General features: G+C 29.0%; 15 protein-coding genes. 12 read left to right on the forward strand and 3 right to left on the reverse strand.

The annotated features are described in order from the left end of the window. Window positions 1–199: 199 nt before the first annotated feature. Together H8S10_RS06340 and H8S10_RS06345 are read right to left on the reverse strand one after the other, a co-directional pair. Window positions 200–1,588 (reverse strand): MATE family efflux transporter, encoded by a 1,389-nt coding sequence (locus tag H8S10_RS06340; protein WP_186838324.1) that lies wholly within the window; start codon window positions 1,586–1,588, stop codon window positions 200–202. Window positions 1,589–1,598: 10 nt separating this feature from the next. Beyond that, window positions 1,599–2,030, reverse strand: coding sequence for a MarR family transcriptional regulator (locus H8S10_RS06345; protein ID WP_186838325.1), 432 nt, complete (start codon window positions 2,028–2,030; stop codon window positions 1,599–1,601). 269 nt (window positions 2,031–2,299) lie between these two features. Between H8S10_RS06345 and H8S10_RS06350 the strand changes: the two genes are divergently transcribed. Beyond that, a complete protein-coding gene (locus H8S10_RS06350; RefSeq protein WP_186838326.1) occupies window positions 2,300–3,187 on the forward strand; it encodes an EamA family transporter in 888 nt (295 codons plus the stop codon). Between the two features lie 37 nt (window positions 3,188–3,224). On the opposite strand, the gene H8S10_RS06355 is transcribed toward H8S10_RS06350, so the two are convergent. After that, window positions 3,225–4,451 (reverse strand): helix-turn-helix domain-containing protein, encoded by a 1,227-nt coding sequence (locus H8S10_RS06355; RefSeq protein ID WP_186838327.1) that lies wholly within the window; start codon window positions 4,449–4,451, stop codon window positions 3,225–3,227. A 135-nt stretch (window positions 4,452–4,586) separates the two neighbouring features. Here H8S10_RS06355 and H8S10_RS06360 point away from each other — a divergent pair, with 135 nt between their 5' ends. From H8S10_RS06360 to H8S10_RS06410, 11 genes are all read left to right on the forward strand, one after another. Next, a complete protein-coding gene (locus H8S10_RS06360) occupies window positions 4,587–7,301 on the forward strand; it encodes a sigma-54-dependent transcriptional regulator (RefSeq protein WP_186838328.1) in 2,715 nt (904 codons plus the stop codon). 126 nt (window positions 7,302–7,427) lie between these two features. Next, entirely contained in the window at window positions 7,428–7,748 is a 321-nt protein-coding gene (locus tag H8S10_RS06365; protein WP_207731846.1) for a PTS lactose/cellobiose transporter subunit IIA, read from the forward strand. Between the two features lie 60 nt (window positions 7,749–7,808). Further along, on the forward strand, window positions 7,809–8,108 hold the full coding sequence (locus tag H8S10_RS06370) for a PTS sugar transporter subunit IIB (protein WP_186838329.1): 300 nt from the start codon (window positions 7,809–7,811) through the stop codon (window positions 8,106–8,108). Window positions 8,109–8,123: 15 nt separating this feature from the next. Further along, window positions 8,124–9,422 (forward strand): PTS transporter subunit EIIC, encoded by a 1,299-nt coding sequence (locus H8S10_RS06375; protein WP_186838330.1) that lies wholly within the window; start codon window positions 8,124–8,126, stop codon window positions 9,420–9,422. 72 nt (window positions 9,423–9,494) lie between these two features. After that, the gene (locus tag H8S10_RS06380) at window positions 9,495–10,913 is read left to right on the forward strand and encodes a 6-phospho-beta-glucosidase (RefSeq protein WP_186838331.1); all 1,419 of its coding nucleotides are present in this window, start codon (window positions 9,495–9,497) and stop codon (window positions 10,911–10,913) included. 147 nt (window positions 10,914–11,060) lie between these two features. After that, window positions 11,061–12,422, forward strand: coding sequence for an MATE family efflux transporter (locus H8S10_RS06385; RefSeq protein ID WP_186838332.1), 1,362 nt, complete (start codon window positions 11,061–11,063; stop codon window positions 12,420–12,422). A 166-nt stretch (window positions 12,423–12,588) separates the two neighbouring features. Beyond that, window positions 12,589–13,485: an ROK family protein gene (locus H8S10_RS06390; RefSeq protein WP_186838333.1), complete on the forward strand. Its 897-nt coding sequence runs from the start codon at window positions 12,589–12,591 to the stop codon at window positions 13,483–13,485. A 217-nt stretch (window positions 13,486–13,702) separates the two neighbouring features. Next, the gene (locus H8S10_RS06395; RefSeq protein WP_186838334.1) at window positions 13,703–15,790 is read left to right on the forward strand and encodes a molybdopterin-dependent oxidoreductase; all 2,088 of its coding nucleotides are present in this window, start codon (window positions 13,703–13,705) and stop codon (window positions 15,788–15,790) included. A gap of 11 nt (window positions 15,791–15,801) precedes the next feature. Continuing rightward, a complete protein-coding gene (locus H8S10_RS06400) occupies window positions 15,802–16,206 on the forward strand; it encodes a 4Fe-4S dicluster domain-containing protein (RefSeq protein ID WP_055266445.1) in 405 nt (134 codons plus the stop codon). Next, window positions 16,206–17,438 (forward strand): FAD-dependent oxidoreductase, encoded by a 1,233-nt coding sequence (locus H8S10_RS06405; protein WP_186838335.1) that lies wholly within the window; start codon window positions 16,206–16,208, stop codon window positions 17,436–17,438. Before H8S10_RS06400 ends, H8S10_RS06405 begins: the two co-directional genes overlap by 1 nt. A gap of 272 nt (window positions 17,439–17,710) precedes the next feature. Further along, window positions 17,711–18,679 carry a TDT family transporter gene (locus H8S10_RS06410; RefSeq protein ID WP_055266450.1) on the forward strand — a complete coding sequence of 323 codons (969 nt, stop codon included), beginning with the start codon at window positions 17,711–17,713 and terminating at the stop codon, window positions 18,677–18,679. The last annotated feature ends 116 nt before the right edge of the window (window positions 18,680–18,795 follow it).

Here is an 18,795-nt window from a genome sequence, read left to right on the forward strand (position 1 = left end):
AGAAATGGTATATTATTGCATGAAAAGAAAATAGCGTAAAGGTATATTTTTACAGAGAATAGGAGATTTATAACCTCCTATTTGTCGTGTCAAAAAACTTGTTCATTTAGAAATAATTTCATATAAATATATGAATAAAAAATAAAAAGACCGTCTACTGAAATGATTTTAAAAATCATTTCAGAGACAGCCCCTTTTTTTAATTAGTAACAACATCTAAAGGAGTTTGTATATTTTCTTCAGTAGCAAGTTTGTTTAATGATTTAAATTCTTTAGCTATTAATATTATTGTAATAACTACAGATAATAAGTCAGCACAAGCACCAGCAGCCCATACTCCGTCTAATCCCATAAATTTAGGTAATATTAATGTGAATGGAATTAGAAGAATAACTTGTCTTAATAAACTTACAAACATAGACATTTTAGCTTTTCCAACTGATTGATAGTAACTTGTTGCTACTATGTTAATTCCTACTATAGGCATCATAAGTAAATAAATTCTTAAGCCTTTAACTGCTAATCCAGTAAGTTCGGCATCGTTATTAAATATGCTTATTGCAATTTGAGGGAATAATTGAATTAGTATTCCACCAATAGTACATATTATTGTAGCTGCTATAGTTGCATATATAAACGTCTTTTTAGCTCTCTCAAATTTTCTAGCGCCGTAATTAAAGCCTATTATTGGTTGGCAACCTTGGTTTATACCGAATATAGGCATCATAAATACCATATTTAATGAACCGATAATTGTCATTGCACCAATAGCTAAGTCATTTCCATAAGTTTTTAAAGCATTATTAGCTACAACTTGTACTAAACTATTTGCTATTTGAGTAGCAAAAGGAGCAATTCCGATAGCGAAAGTCATTAAAATTAGACTCTTTTTAAGTTTTAAATTTTGTGATCTTAACTTTAAGTTAGATTTACCTTTTGTATAGTAGTATAAAATAATAAAGAATGTAAGTGCTTGTGAGATAACAGTAGCTAAAGCAGCACCTTTAATACCCATATTAAATACAAATACAAAAACATAGTCTAAAATAACATTTGTAACACATCCAACAATCATAGTGAATGATGCCATTTTAGGATTACCGTCAGCTCTAACTGTACTGTTTAATGCAAAAGAAAGAATATTAAAAGTACATCCAATTAAGATTACTGTTATATATTCTTTAGCGTAAAATAAAGTATTTGCGCTAGCACCAAATAAATTTAATATAGGGTTTAAGAATATAAGACCTATAGCAGTTATAGCAATACCAACTATTAAGCTTAATGTAACTGCATTACCAATTAGCTTTTCAGCAATATCTTTCTTACCACGACCAAGATTTAATGAGATGTTAGCAGTTGAACCTATACCTATAAGCATACCAAAGGCTAAAAGTATAGACATGATTGGCATTGTAATACCAACTCCAGTTAAGGCTAAAGAACCAACATCAGGTATACGACCTATAAACATTCTATCAACGATATTGTATAAGGCATTTACTAGCATTCCTATAATTGCAGGAATAGAATATTTTAAAAGTAGTTTTCCAATAGATTCTTCAGCTAAATATTTTTGATTACTCATGTATTACCTCCTAGTTTTTTGAAACATTTTTAGTTAATTTATTTAATATTTTTAATCCATAAAGAATCTCTTCTTCGCTTAAATTTGAAGTAAGCATATCTTCCCATTTCATTAAGCTTGCAAGAAATTCATCCTTAATTTCTAAGGCTTTTTCTGTTAAGTAGATTTTATTTACTCTTTTATCAGAAATATCTTTATTTCTTTCAACATAGCCAAGCTCTTCAAGTTTTTTTATTGCTTTGGCAGTAGTGCCTTTATCTATATTTATAAGTTCAGAAAGTTTTTCCTGGCTTATACCATCATTTTTATATAGATGAATCATAAACATATATTGACCAGAACCAATACCGAACTTATGAAATTCTTTTGAATAAAACACACTAGATTGACGATAAAGAATTGAAATATATCTTCCAAAGTATTCGTTGTTCTTATTATTCATAGATAAATCCTTTCGATTTGTTTTGCTTTATATATTATAATGCTAAAATAGTTGCAATTGCAACTAAATAAAAAATGAAAAAATAAAAAAAATTTACAAACTTACCTATGAAAATAATTAAAGTGTATTTAATAGGAAAATAAAAGTATATAATATGAATATAGAAAAAATAGCCATAAACATTTATAATAATTAATGTTACTTTGCAGTAGAATTTTATTAAGATGGTAGAAATATAATATAGGTATTACTTTTAAAGGAGAAATATTATGTGGGTTATATATGCATTTGCTTCAGCAATATTTGCAGGAGCTACATCAATATTGGCTAAGGTTGGTATAAAAGATGTAGATTCACATGTTGCAACAGCTATAAGGACAATAGTAGTTTTGATTTTTTCATGGATGATGGTTTTTTTAGTGGACTCACAATGGACATTAAATGATATAAGTACTAAAAGTTATGTATTTTTAATACTTTCAGGAATGGCTACAGGAGCATCTTGGCTTTGTTATTTTAAGGCATTACAAATAGGAGATGTAAATAAAGTTGTTCCAATAGATAAATCTAGTACAATTTTAACTATGATACTAGCATTTATAGTATTAGGCGAGAAAATTACAATAAATATGATAATTGGAATGATTGGAATAGCCATAGGTACTTATTTGATGATTCAAAAGAAAGAAGAAAAACTAGATAATTTAGAACAGAATGTGAAAGGGTTAAAAAATAAAGCTTGGCTATTATATGCATCACTTTCAGCTGTATTTGCATCCTTAACTTCTATTCTAGCTAAAATAGGAATTGAGAATGTAGAATCAAACCTAGGAACTGCAATTAGGACAATAGTTGTTTTGATTATGTCATGGATAATTGTATTTATAACAAAAAAACAACATGAAATTAAAAACATAGATCGTACAAGCTTATCATTTATAGTATTATCAGGAATTGCAACAGGTGGATCTTGGTTATGTTATTACAAGGCTTTGCAAGATGGATTAGCTAGTGTGGTTGTACCTATAGATAAATTAAGTATATTAGTAACTGTAGGTTTTGCGTATGTATTCTTAAAGGAGAAGTTCTCAAAAAAATCTTTAATTGGGTTAAGTTTAATAGTTGCTGGAACCTTAGCACTATTAATAAAAATATAAAATAAAAATGCTTCAGCAAATAAGCTGAGGCATTTTTTTATATAGAACTTTTAGAAGCATATTTTTTAGGTGTTATACCAGTAAATCGCTTAAAGGTTTTAGTAAAATAACTTTGGTCATGAAAACATAATAAGGTTGAAATGTCTAATATAGAATAATTAGTATGAGTTAAAAGATATTTAGCTTCATCAATTTTACATTTCAATATGTATTCACTTAGGCTAATTTTTACTTCATTTTTAAATTTTGAAGATATATAGGGCGGAGATAGATTTAATATATTACTAATTTTTGAAAGTGAAATATCTTCGTATAGATGTTTCAAAATTATGTCTATGCAATTACAAGTAATTTTGGAGTAGTTAGATTTTTGGACTTCTTTTACTTTTGCAGCAAAAGCTATAGGGATTTTAGTTTCTATAGTAATAAAAGAGCTAATATTATTAATTTCTTCAATGTTTTGAATGAATGAATCGCTAAGAGTAAAAGCATCTTCACAAGATACACCACCATCAATAGATGCCTGAGTACATAAGGTTGTTAGAGCTATAATTAAATTTTTTCTATTTCGAAGGTCATTACTTTTGGCAACTGTACCTGATTCACCATCAGGTTTAGATTTTAAATCTAATAATAGTTTATCTATATTTCCAGTTTTTATATCATTATAAATAGCTCTTACAAGTTTGTTGCTATGATGATGAGTAGTATTTTGTCTATTTGTAGTTAATAAAGTTTTATATGTATTTTTTACTTTAAAATTAATGTCCAAGTAGGAATTATCATCCCTTAAGATATAATCACTATACATAGGACTATTGTAAATAGAGAAAAAAAGCAGGCTAATCCAATTTAATATACTTGATATTTCAATAACGGGAATTTCACTATAATACTTATATATAAGATCCTTATCAATATTTGAAATATCTTTATTATTATAGATATAATTTTTATCTATAGGACTACTTAAAATTGGACCAATGATTATAGATCCCATATACTCTTCAAAGTTCAAATTAACTATTATAAATTTAAAGATATGCTTAGTACTAACTAGTATTGGAAGAGTTAATGTACAATAGCTCATAGATAACTTTATAAGTAAGTTATCAAAATCTATTGATATATTTGTTGATGTCATATTTTTGAGTGAATAGATGATATTATTTTTATTAGAAATATAACATACAGATGTATTAAATGTACTAAATGTTAAATCACAGAGATATTTAATTTTATTAAAAGGTAAATTTTGAGACATAATAGAAACTCCTACATTAAAATATTTATAAAAATATAAAAATAATACAAATGTGAAATAATTGTAAATGTTATCATATAATTTAGGAAAAATCAACATAATATTTTAATTTAGTAAGATATTGGGGGGATGAAATTGGGGAGAATAGATGAGGTATTTAATAAGTTAATTGAATTATATGATGGTGAAGGGGTTACTACAATAGATATTGCAACTGGATTAGGATTAAGCAGAGCAAACGTAAGTAATGATTTAAATCGTTTATGTGAAGAAGGCAAAGTAATAAAGAAATGTGGAAAACCTGTATTGTTTACTCCAATAATTAAAAAGAAACCTAAAGTTAAAAAAATATTAAACAAGAATGTGTTAGATAATTTTGTTGTTGAAAACAAAAGCTTATATTCAGCAGTTGAACAAGCTAAAGCATCAGTTTTATATCCACCAAATGGAATGAATATGTTGGTTCTTGGAGAAACTGGTGTAGGAAAATCAATGTTTGTATCACTAATACATAAATATGGAATAGAGATGAAGAAGTTTATAGAAAACTCTCCATTAATAACATTTAATTGTGCAGATTATGCAAATAATCCACAGCTTTTATTAGGTCAATTATTTGGATGTAAGAAAGGAGCTTATACAGGCGCTGATTCAGACAATGTAGGATTAATAGAGAAGGCAAATGAGGGGATTTTATTCTTAGATGAAGTTCATAGGTTACCATCTGAAGGGCAAGAAATGCTTTTTACTTTTATGGATAAAGGTATATATAGAAGGCTTGGAGAAACTGAATTTGAGCGAAAAGCTAAAGTGCTTATTGTTTGTGCTACCACAGAAAATCCAGAAAAGGTTCTGTTAAAAACATTTACTAGAAGAATTCCAATGACAATACATATTCCATCATTAGCTGAAAGAAGTATTGAGGAGAGATTTTCCTTGATTAGTACCTTTATGAAAGATGAATCAGCTAGATTAGATAAAGAGATAAAAGTATCTATGAATTCTATAAAAGCTTTATTAAGCTATGATTGCGAATTTAATATAGGACAATTAAAAGTGGATATTCAATTAATATGTGCAAGAGCTTATGCAGAATACGTATCAGGGAGAAAAACAGATATAAAGGTGAATAGCTTGGATTTACCACTATATATAAGAAAGGGCTTATATAAAGAAGTTGACCATAGGCAATTGTGGAATAAGCTTATAGATATTAATAAGAAGTATTGTATATTTAATAATATTAATGATGAGATAATTTTTGAAGATTATAAAGAAGAAAGTAATATATATGAGTTAATAGAAGCAAGATACCATCAGTTAAAGGATAGAGGAATTGATGAGTCAAATTTACAGGAAACTATGAACTTTGATATAGATAATTATTTCAAGAAGTATATAAATAAGCTTAATAAAAATTTTAATTGTACTTTTGATATATCACAATTAGAAGGATTTATTGATGGAGATATAAGAAGAGTTATATTGGAAATAATTAATTTTAGTGAAGATAGGTTAAATAGAAAACTAAGTGAGAAGGTTTGCTATGGAATGGCCGTACATATTAATAGTTCCATAGAGAGGGTTAAATCTAATAAAAAGATTACTAATCCACAATTAAATAAAATACGAGTCGAAAATACTATTGAGTTTAATATAGCATTAGATTTGTTAAAAATTATTGAGAGATCATTAGATATAAGCATGCCCATAGATGAAGCCGGTTTTTTAGCCATATTTTTAGCATATGATAAGTGTAATATAAACAAAGAAGAGCAAGAAGTAAAGGTAATAGTTATTGCTCATGGAGAGACTACAGCTACATCTATGGTTAATGCCACTAATAAGTTATTGGGAAATAATTATGCTATAGGGATAAATGCTCCTATAGAAGAAAGTCCAGAAAAAGTATTAGAGAGAGTTAGGAAATATATTAGCAAGAATATAAAATCAGATATTCTATTCTTAGTTGATATGGGTTTATTAACGACTTTTGCAAAGGAAATAGAAGTAGAGTTTAATATAAAAACTAGAGTTATGCCATTAGTAAGTACTCTACATGTTCTTGAAGCAACAAGAAAAGCTATGCTTGGATATAATGTTGATGAAATATTAAATGATATGATAAAAGTTAATGAGTTGTATATTACAGACTATGAAACTAAAAAGGATCTTTTACCAAGTGATAGCATAAAAAAATTAGCTATACTATCAATATGTACAACTGGTGATGGAGGGGCTAAAAGTATACTTAATTTATTAGAAAATAAACTGAATTATGATAGTAATGTAATAGAGATTATTACAATGAATTTAATTGGGGAAGAAAATATAGAAAACAAGATAAAGAGATTATCAAGAGAGTATAAAATAATATCTCTAATAAGCACATTTGATATAGAGGTAGATATATTTAAGATTTCATTAAAAGATATATTTGTTGGAGATGGAATCAATAAATTACAAAAAGTTATTGATCTAGAAACAACATATATAAAAATGGTAGAAACTCTTAAAACACATTTAAAACACATTGATGGAGAAAGAGTTTTAGAACATATAAAGTGTTTTAATGAAAGAATTCAGAAAAAAATGAACATGAAGATAGAAACAAATAGATTAATAGGAATAACACTTCATATAGCTTGCATGATAGATAGATTAAATGAAGGAATAAATGCGGAACCTTTTGAATTAAGGGAGAAATTTATAAAAGAAAATAAAGAGTTATTTAACTTAGTAAAAATTGAAATAAATAAATTAAAGAATAAATACTATGAAAATATTGAAGTAGATAATGATGAAATATGCTATATCACTAGTTTCTTCAAAGGTGGATTCATAAATTAATAATAATGTTTTAATAAAAACTCTCATTAATTGAGAGTTTTTATTTTATGTGTTTTATTAGTTTTGGCATGGCAATTGCTTTATATATTATTAAGAAAACATAAAAAATTAAGAGGTGAATAGAAAATGGATAATATGGAGTATCAAGAAGTAGTATTTGGTTTAATAGTAAATGCAGGAAATGCCAGAAGTAAAGCTATGAACTCAATAAGGTTAGCTAAGAAGGGTAAGATAGAAGAAGCTAAAGAAAATTTAAAATTATCTGAAGAAGATTTAAATCTTGCTCATGAAATACAAACTAAACTGATTCAAGGAGAAGCAGCAGGAAAGAAAACAGAACTTTCATTATTAATGGTACATGCTCAAGACCATTTGATGAACGCAATAACAGTAAAGGATTTAGCAAATGAAATAATTGAGATTCATGAAAAGCTAATAGTAAATTAAGGTTAAAATTTATAAAAAGTATTTATTTAAATTTATATATATTTTTAGGAGGAAAGAATAATGAAAAAAATAACTTTAATTTGTGCAGCGGGGATGTCTACAAGTTTATTAGTAACAAAGATGGAGACTGTAGCAAAGAAAAATAACTTGCCAGTTACAATAACTGCAATTCCACAATCAAAATTTGTTGAGTATGAAGATAAGACAGATATTCTTTTATTAGGACCACAAGTTAGTTTTTTATATGAAGATTTTAAGGAAAAATATGAGCCAAAGGGAATAGTAGTTAAAGTTATAGATAGTGCAGATTATGGAATGATGAATGGTGCAAAAGTTTTAAAAGCAGCATTAACTAAATAAAAGGGGGATAAGAAAATGAACGTATCAAAAGTACAAGAAAAAGTTATGCCAGTTGTAAATAAAATAAGTAATAATAGATATTTAAAAGCAACATCAGATGGGGTTGCTGGAGCGCTTCCGGTAATTATTGTAGGGGCAATATTTACTTTGTTAGCAAACTTCCCATTTGAGCCATATCAAAACTTTTTAGCAAATACAGGACTTGTAACATTATTTAATTTACCAATAACATTTACGACAAACCTTCTTTCTTTATATGCAGTATTTTTCATTGGATATAAGATGTCAGAAAGCTTTGATTGTAGTGGCCCTATAGCAGGTATGATATCTTTATTATGTTTCTTTATAGTAACTCCATTAGCCAATGTAGAGGGAACTAGCTTTATATCATTTGAATGGTTAGGAGCAACTGGATTTTTCGTTGCTATATTAGTTGGATTAGTTGTAGGAAGAATATATGCACTTATAGTTACTAAAAATATAGTAATTAAAATGCCAGCAGGTGTACCTCCTACAATAGCACAATCTTTTACTGGATTAATACCAGCATTTATAATTACACCTATTTTCTTAACTGTATCAGCAATTTTTGCTAATAGTTCTTTTGGAAGTATACATGCATTAGTTTATCAATTTGTACAAACACCATTACAAGGATTAGGTGGGTCATTTGGAGCTTTATTAACAGTAATTCTTGTATCTCATGTATTATGGTTATTTGGTATTCATGGAACTATGGTAGTCTTTTCAATAATGATGCCTATATGGACAGGGTTAGATATGGCAAATTTAACAGCATACAATGCAGGACAGCCATTACCTAATATAGTTGGATCAGCATTTTTAATGACTTATGTATTAGTAGGTGGATCAGGTGCAACTATGGGAATGAATATATATATGTCATTTAGGGCTAAGAGTAAACGTTATAAGACTTTAGGAGCATTAGCTTTACCAGGAAGTGTTTGTGGAATAAATGAACCTTTAATTTTTGGAGCTCCATGTATAATGAATCCAAGACTAGCAATACCATTTATAGTATCACCTATAGCTTGTGCAACAATAGCGTATTTATTAACTGTAACAGGAATAGTTCCAAGATTAGCATGTATAGGATTACCTTTAGGAACTCCATTAGTAGTAGGTGGATTCTTACAAGGTAGTTGGATGATAGCGGCATTACAAATTTTATTAATTGTAGTATCCTTCTTGATATATTTACCATTCATTAGATCTTTAGATAAAGAAGCTTATGCTATGGAACAACAAGAAGAGGAAGATGATGTAGATTTTAGTGATGTTGTTTTTGACTAAGAAATATATAGTATAAATTTAAAATGAGGCTTGTTTATTATAAATAAGCCTCATTATTAGGAGGAAAATAATATGAGTAAAAATAGATTTCCAGAAAATTTCTTATGGGGAGGAGCTGTAGCTGCTAACCAATGTGAAGGAGCATGGGATGTTGATGGAAAAGGAATTAGTACGGCTGATGTAGCAACAGCTGGGTCAAGGGAAAAGCAAAGAGAGTATACTGATGGAGTAATTGAAGGAAAGTATTATCCATCTCATGAAGCAATAGATTTTTATCATAGATTTGAAGGTGATATTGCTTTACTTGCTGAAATGGGATTCAAATGTTTTAGAATGTCAATTGCATGGACAAGAATATTCCCAAATGGAGATGAAAGTGAGCCAAATGAAGAAGGATTAAAATATTATGATAGATTATTTGATGAATGTTTAAAGTATGGAATAGAGCCTGTAGTTACAATATCTCATTATGAAATGCCATATACATTAGTCGAAAAATATGGGGCTTGGAGAAATCGTAAATTAGTAGATTTTTATGCTAATTACTGTGAAGTTATATTTACAAGATATAAAGATAAGGTTAAATATTGGATGACTTTCAATGAAATTAATGTAATAGCATTACATCCATTTATGCCTGCTGGGATAAAGTTTGCAGAAGGAGAAAATAAAGAGCAAGTAACATATCAAGCTGCTCATCACCAATTAGTAGCAAGTGCTAAGGCTGTAAGTATTGGACATAAAATAAACCCAAGCTTTAAAATTGGAATGATGATGATTTATCCGCTTATGTATCCAGAAACATGTAATCCATTAGATACGTTATTGGTACAAGAGGCTATGAATAAAAATTACTTCTTCTCAGATGTACAGGCTAGAGGATGTTATCCAAATTATATGAAGAATTACTTTGAAAGAAATAATATAAATATAGAAATGGAAACGGAGGATGAAGCGATATTAAGAGATGGTGCTGTAGACTATATAGGATTTAGCTATTATATGTCACTTGTAATGGGAACGAAGAAAGATAAAGAGTCAGTTTCAGGGAATATGATGGGAGGTAAGAAAAATCCATATTTAGAAGCATCAGATTGGGGATGGCAAATAGACCCTGTTGGACTAAGAATATCATTAAATAATTTATATAATAGATATCAAAAACCATTGTTTATTGTTGAGAATGGTTTAGGTGCTGTAGATATTGTTGAAGAAGATGGATCAATTAATGATGACTATAGAATAGATTATTTAAGAAAACACATAGAAGAAATGAAGAAGGCTGTTTCTATTGATGGAGTAGAGTTAATGGGATATACACCGTGGGGATGTATAGATTTAATTTCGGCATCAACAGGAGAGATGATGAAGAGATATGGATTTATATATGTTGATAAAAATAATGACGGAGAAGGTACATTAGAGAGAAGTAGAAAGAAGAGTTTCCATTGGTATAAAAATGTTATAGCAACAAATGGAGATGAATTATAAAAATATATAATATTTGTTTATAGAGGTAAAGTTTTAAATTTTACCTCTTAATACTTTGTAATATTTAATTAAATTATGAAAGTTTCAAAATAAGAAAATCTAAGAACGTGTTCGATGATATAATCATATGAGGAAGGAGATGGAAGCATGGAATTGACGGTATTTAAAAGAGAAAATGACTTCTATAAGAGAATGTTAGCTATAGCTATTCCAATAACGTTACAAAATTTAATTACAATAGGAATAAATATGGCAGATACGATGATGCTTGGCTCATTAGGCGAAGTAGCATTATCAGCTTCTGCATTAGCAAACCAATTTAGCTTTATATTTCTAGTAATACATTTTGGATTAGCTGGAGGAGCAGGAGTTTTAACAGGACAGTTTTGGGGAAAAGGGGATAAAGAATCTATAAGCAAGACATTATCTATGATGCTTAAGATAAGTGCGATATTTAGCTTTACTTTCTTTATATTAGGACAGTTTTTCCCATCTCAAATAATGAGAATATATACTCCAGATCTATCAGTAATTGCTGAAGGAGTTAAGTATTTAAAGATATTATCTTTTGCATTTTTAGTACAAGGTTTTTCTACTATAGCAATAGGAATTTTAAGAACTGTTGGAATAGTTAAGTTAGCTTTATGTTCAACAGCTATTTCATTCTTTGCAAATATATTTTTAAACTGGATGTTTATATTCGGTAATTTAGGTGCTCCAAGATTAGGTGCAGCTGGAGCAGCAGTAGGAACTTTAATATCTAGGATAATTGAATTCTTAATAGTTGCAATTTATTTAATATTTATTGATAAGAGAATACAATTTAAGATTAAGGATTTATTTAAACATGATAAGGCTATTTTTACTGATTATGCTAAGCATGGAACTCCAGTGCTTATAAGTGATTTTATATTAGTAATAGGGTTAAATATGTTATCTGTAATCATGGGGAGAATGGGAGCAGAAATGGTAGCTGCTAACTCTATAAATACAGTATTACAACAATTCTGTACAGTATTTTTAATGGGAGTAGCAAATGCAAGTGGTGTAATTATAGGAAATACTGTTGGAGCTAGAGAGTATGATAAGGCACAAGATTATGGAAAGACGTTTTTAGTATTAGCAGTATTAATAGGATGTGTTTCTGGACTGCTTATATTTAGCTTAAAGAATGTAATGATAGGATTTTATGATGTAGCGGGAAGTACAAAGGAAATTGCATATCAACTAATGAATACAACATCTATTATAGTAGTATTCTCAGCTGTTGGCTCAACATTAACTAAAGGTGTATTAAGAGCAGGTGGAGATACTAAATTCTTAATGAAAGCTGATGTACTTTTCCTTTGGTTATTAGCAATTCCTCTTGGATTTATAGCAGGGGTAGTATTAAATTTACCAGCTGGTATAGTATTTTTCTGCTTAAAAATAGATGAGGTAATTAAAGCATTGTGGTGTACAAAGAGATTGCTTCTGGATAAGTGGATTAAAAATGTTACTCTTGCGTAGAGAGTAGAAATTAATAATGGGAAATTTATAACAATAAATTCCCTATTATTAATTCTTTTTTTATTTAATATATTTTCAAAAAATGAAAACTTATGTATAACTTTACTGATATAATTTAATTATAAAATATAATAATTATAACTTAATTTGTAAAAGGGTGGAAAATATGAATAAATTAACTTTAGGAATAGATATAGGTGGAACTTTTATAAAATACGCATTAGTAGATTCAGCATTTAATATAATAGAAAAGTGGAAAATTCCAACAGCTAAGTGTGATACTAAAGATGAATTTTATGATTATATATGTTCAAATGCTAAATACTTAGATGAAGTAGATAGAATAGGGGTAAGTGCTCCAGGATTAGTTAATGAAGCATCAGAAATAAAGTCTTATGCAGCACCAAATGTTGTAATAATGTTTGGGACAAGCGTTAATGAAGAAATATCAAAGAGAACTGGTAAAATAGTTGCAACTATAAATGATGCTAAATCAGCAGGACTTTGTGAGCTTAAAGCTGGTAATGCAAAAGGAACTAAATCATCAGCCTTTCTAATTATAGGAACTGGTACTGGTGGATGCCTATGTAATGAAGATGATGTTATATATGGAGTTGATGGATTTGCAGGGGAGTTTCATCATATGCCATTTATAGATTTTCATGAAAATAAGGTATTAAGACAAGGTGATTATTGCTCAATGACTGCTTTAATTCAAATTTATAATACTAAAGTAAGTGAAGATGAGAGATTAGAGTATGGTCATGAAATAACAGCTAAATATTTAGCTGGAGATGAAGTGGCTAAGTTAGCTATAGAAGACTGGACTAGAAATATAGCAAATCAATTACTATCTATAACAACATTCTATAATCCTGAAATAATATGTTTAGGAGGAGGAATATCTGAAGAGGATTGGTTTATAAATTTAATATCAGAAAGATTCAAAGTAGCATCGAAGAATTTCTTAGGACTAGATATTCTTACAACAAAAATAGGTAGATGTAAGTACAATAATGATGCAAATATATTAGGGGCAGTAATTAAAGTAAATATGAAATAAAATTAAAGAATATAATTATTAAGTAAAAGTACGGAAAGAGATTTTCGTGCTTTTTTTATATTTAATTATGAAATTTTTATATAAATATATTTTCAGTTTAAAAATGTGACTATTATCACAGTTTTTTAGATAAAAGTATGATAGATTTTACTTAGTGAAATAAATAACAATGGATTTAATGATATTAATATATAAAGAAGTGGAGATGAAGTTACTTATGAAAAAAATTCAATCAACTTGTAACTTATGTGCATTAGCATGTAACATTGACTTTCATGTAGAAGACGGAAAAATATATAAGGTTTCACCAACTGTGGATTATCCTGTTAATAAAGGGTTTTGCTGTATTAAAGGTTTAAATTTAGATAAACAGCAAACAAAAATTAAAGCAAGAAAAACACCTCTTTTAAGAGATGAAAATGGAGAAATGAAAGAAATTTCTTGGGAAGAGGGAATAAAAACATTTGCTAAAAAAATGACAGAGATTCAAGAGAAGTATGGTAAGGAAAGTGTTGCTTTCATAAGTACTGGTCAGATGCCAACAGAAGATATGGCACTACTTGGACATGTAGGTAGAAATCATATGGGTATACCTGGTGATGGTAATACTAGATTATGTATGGCTACTTCAGTAGTTGCTCATAAGCAAAGCTTTGGATTTGATGCACCTCCATATACATTAAATGATGCTGAGCTTTCAGACACTATAATATTAATTGGAGCAAATCCAGTAATAGCTCATCCAGTATTCTGGGGAAGAATCAAAGAAAATAAAGATGCTAAAATAATAGTAATAGACCCAAGAAAATCAGAGACAGCTATGAATGCTGATATTTGGATAGATGTTAAGCCAAAAGCTGACTTAGTTTTATTCTATACATTAGCGAATGTATTAATAGAAAAAGGTTATATTGATAATAATTATATTGAAAACTTCACAGAAGGATATGAAGGATTCAAGGAACATGTTTCTAAGTTTACATTAGAAAATGTTGAATCTGAAACTGGAATATCAGCTGAAAGAGTTTTAGAATTAGCTGAAATAATACATAACGGAAAAAGAGTTTCATTCTGGTGGACAATGGGAATTAACCAAGGATATCAGGCTGTTAGAACTGCTCAATCAATAATTAATTTAGCTTTAATTACTGGTAACATGGGTAGACCAGGAACAGGGGCTAACTCTTTAACTGGACAATGTAATGCTATGGGTTCAAGAGCATTTAGTAATACTGCAGGACTTTACGGTGGTGGAGATTTTGATAATCCAGTACGTAGAAAAGCTGTTGCAGAAGCTTTAGGAGTAGATGAAAGTGTACTTGCTACTAAGCCAACAATTCCATATAACGTTATAATAGAAAAAGTTATATCTGGTGAAATAAAAGGTTTATGGGTAATTTGCACAAATCCAAGACACTCATGGGCAAATAATCAGGAATTTGAAAAGGCAGTTAAGAACTTAGATTTCTTTGTAGTTCAAGATATATATGAAGATACAGATAGCGCTAAGCTTTGTGATTTATTCTTACCATCAGTTCCAGCTATTAAAAAAGAAGGTGTATTAATAAACACTGAAAGAAGATTATCAAAGGTTAATCCTGTTATAGCTAAAGAAGAAGGAGAGTTATCTGATTACGAAATCTTCTACAAGATTGGTGAAGAATTAGGAATGGGAGATACTTTAAAAGGATGGGAAACTCCAAGACAAGCATTTGAATTGTTAAAGAAGTGTTCAAAAGGAATGCCTTGTGATATTACTGGTGTAACTTATGAAATGTTAGAAGGTAAGAACATGGAAGGTTCAAGAGGAGTTCAATGGCCATTTAGAGAAGGGGATGTTCTTGAAGCAGATGAAAGAAGATTATTTGAAGATGGTAAGTATTATACTCCATCAAAGAAAGCTAAATTCCACTTTGAAGATATAGCAGAAAATCCAACTCAAACAAGCGAAGAATTCCCATATATATTTAACTCAGGAAGAGGAACAGTAGGACAATGGCATACTCAAGTTAGATCTAGAGAAATTGAAGAATCTGAAAGAATATATTCTAAAGAATCCTATGCATTTATGCATCCAGAACTAGCTAAAGAGTTAAATATAGTAGAAAACGAAAGAGTTAAGATAGCTTCTCAAAACGGAGTTACTAGTGAATTTACTATAAAAATTTCAGACCATGTTAAAAAGAATCATTTATATGCACCAATTCACTACATAGAAACAAATTCACTTACTCCTTCAGTATATGATCCATATTCAAAGGAGCCATCATTTAAGACTGTGGCAGTAAATATCATCAAGAAGTAAGAGGTAGAAAAATGAAGAGAATTAAGATAGATAGAAGTAAATGCGTTGGATGCCTAACATGTACAACTGCATGTATAGTATCTCACGGTTCAGAGGATACAAGAAGTAGAATTACAATAGATAGTAACGGTAAATATGCTCCAATATTCTGTAGACATTGTGATAAACCAGAATGTGTTTATACTTGTATGACTGGTGCTATGAGCAAGGATAGAGAAACAGGAAAAGTAACTTATGATAAAAACAAATGTGCAAGCTGTTATATGTGTATAATGGCTTGTCCATACGGAGTGTTAAAGGCTGATTCAAGAACTCATAAAGAGATAATGAAATGTGATGGATGTAAGGAAAAAGGAAGCCCACAATGTGTGGCTAAATGCCCGATGTCAGCAATTACTTTAGAGGAGGTTAAGTAATGAGATATGTAGTTATAGGAGCCTCTGCAGCAGGAATCAGCGGAGTTAAGACTTTAAGAGAGTTAGATAAAGATGCAGAAATAATATTAGTATCTAAAGATGAAAATGTATATTCAAGATGTATACTTCACCACTATATATCTAATCATAGAGACGTAGAAGCACTAAACTTCACAGATAAAAAATTCTTTGAAGATAATAATATAACTTGGATTAAAGGTGTTGAAGTTAAGTCTATAGATGATAAAGCTCAAAGTTTAGAATTATCTAATGGAGAAACTTTAACATATGATAAAGTGATGCTATGTACAGGTGCATCTGCATTTATACCTCCAGTAGAAGGTTTAAGAGAAGGTAACAATGTAGTTGGATTAAGAAACTTAGATGATGCTGTATTAATAAAGGAACAAGCTAAAGAGGTTAAAAATGTAGTAGTTCTTGGTGCAGGTCTTGTTGGAATAGATGCAGTTAGTGGATTATTAGGACAAGGGTTAAATGTATCTTTAGTTGAAATGGGAGATAAAATATTACCTATTCAATTAGATAAATATACTTCTGATGTATATCAAAAGAAGTTCTCTGAAAATGGTGTTAATTTAAAGCTTGGCGTTAGAGCTGAAAAGTTAATATTAGATGAAAATAAAAATCCTAAGGCATTAGTTATAAATACTGGCAATGGAACAGAGGAAATTCCATGTGAGTTAGTAATAGTAGCAACAGGCGTTAGATCTAATACTGCATTCTTAGAAGGAAGCAACATAGAATTTGATAGATTTGGTTTAATTATAGATGAAAAGGGTAAAACTAACATTGACAATGTATATGGTGCAGGAGATATAACAGGTAGAAATCCAATATGGCCAACAGCTGTTAAGGAAGGTATTATTGCAGCTAATAATATGTTAGGAAATGAAATGATAATGACAGATTTCTTTGGAAGCAAGAATACTATGAACTTTGTTGGGATAGCAACTATGTCTCTTGGTGATACTGAACCAAAGGATGAAACTTATAAAGTAGAAGTTAAGATTGATGGAGATAACTACAAGAAGATTATCCATAAGGATGGTAAGATTTATGGAGCTTTAATTCAAGGCGATTTATCTTATGCAGGAGTTTTAACTCAGCTTATAAAAGAAAATATAGATATTTCAAAAGTAACTAAAAGTATATTTGATATAGACTATGCAGATTTCTTTAATATGAAAGAAAATTTTGAGTTTATATATTAGTTATAAAAATATCATAACAATCAAGTTTCCACTAAAATTTATATATCAAGGAAGTCCCATCGTTACATTGAATGATGGGACTTTTTTATAACAGTTGATATATTTTTACAAAAAGATTGTGAAAAAAATATTAAAATACCAAGTAAAACGTGATATTAATCACAGTTTTTAAAGAATTAGTTATATATAATTACAAGTGAAGAGAGACGTTTCGGGAAAAGAGTTAAAAACTTAACAAAAACTAGAAATTTTAATTGAATTAGGAGGTAATTATGAGTAATAAATCATTTTTACAAAAGGTCCAAAACATGCCAGTTGCGATTTTACCTACTATGGTGGGAGCCTTAACGTTAGGAAATGTTTATTCAGGTATGGGTTATACATGGGTAAGACATATTACTACATGGGCGGCAATAATAATTTTATTAGTTTATTTAACAAAAATTATATTCCATTTTGATACTTTTAAGAAGGAATATTCAAACACTGTACCAGCTTCGCTTTATGCAGGAGCTACAATGATAACTATGATTGTAGGTAGTTATTTTTACAATGCAAGTGCTGTCTTTGGTAAGACTTTATGGTTTACTGGTTTAATATTACATGCAATTCATATTTTAATATTTACATATAGAAATGTTATTAAAGGTGTAAATATGCAAACTTTCGTTCCAAGCTGGTTTGTAACATATAATGGAATAATGGTTTCTACTGTTGTTGGCGGAGTTATGAATGAACCTCTTATTGGTAAGATAGTTGTATTTTATGGTATAGCAGTGCTTACTATAATAATGCCATTTATGATTTATAGATTAGTAAAACATGAAATTAAAGATCCAGTATTCCACACTCAAGCAATATTACTTGCACCATCAAGTCTTTGCTTAGTGAGTTACTTTAATTTTATTAAAGAACCGAATGCAATAATAGTATATTATTTATATGCTTTAGTATTAGCTGCATTTATATTTATATTATGGAGATTACCAAAGTTCTTCTCATTTGATTTCCATCCAGGATTTGCAGCATTAACATTCCCTATGGCTATAGGAATAGTTGCTTCAAATAAAATGTCAGCTTATTTAATAGCTCAAGGATATGAAGCTGCTGGAAACGCAGTTAATCAATTAGCAGGAATACAAATTTATGTAACAACAATGTTAATTGGATATATTTTATTACGTTTCTTCATGTTATTTAAAGATAGCTATAAGAAAGATAAACAAGAAAAAGCAGCTTAATTACAAAATAATAAGTTGATAAAGAGATAGAGGTATTTGTTAAAGAATACTTCTATCTTTTCTTTATTTTAAATTTTGAAAACAAAAATATATAATAATTGGTATAATAATTTGTG

This window comes from Clostridium sp. NSJ-49 (assembly GCF_014287725.1).
Classification (GTDB): domain Bacteria; phylum Bacillota; class Clostridia; order Clostridiales; family Clostridiaceae; genus Clostridium; species Clostridium disporicum_B.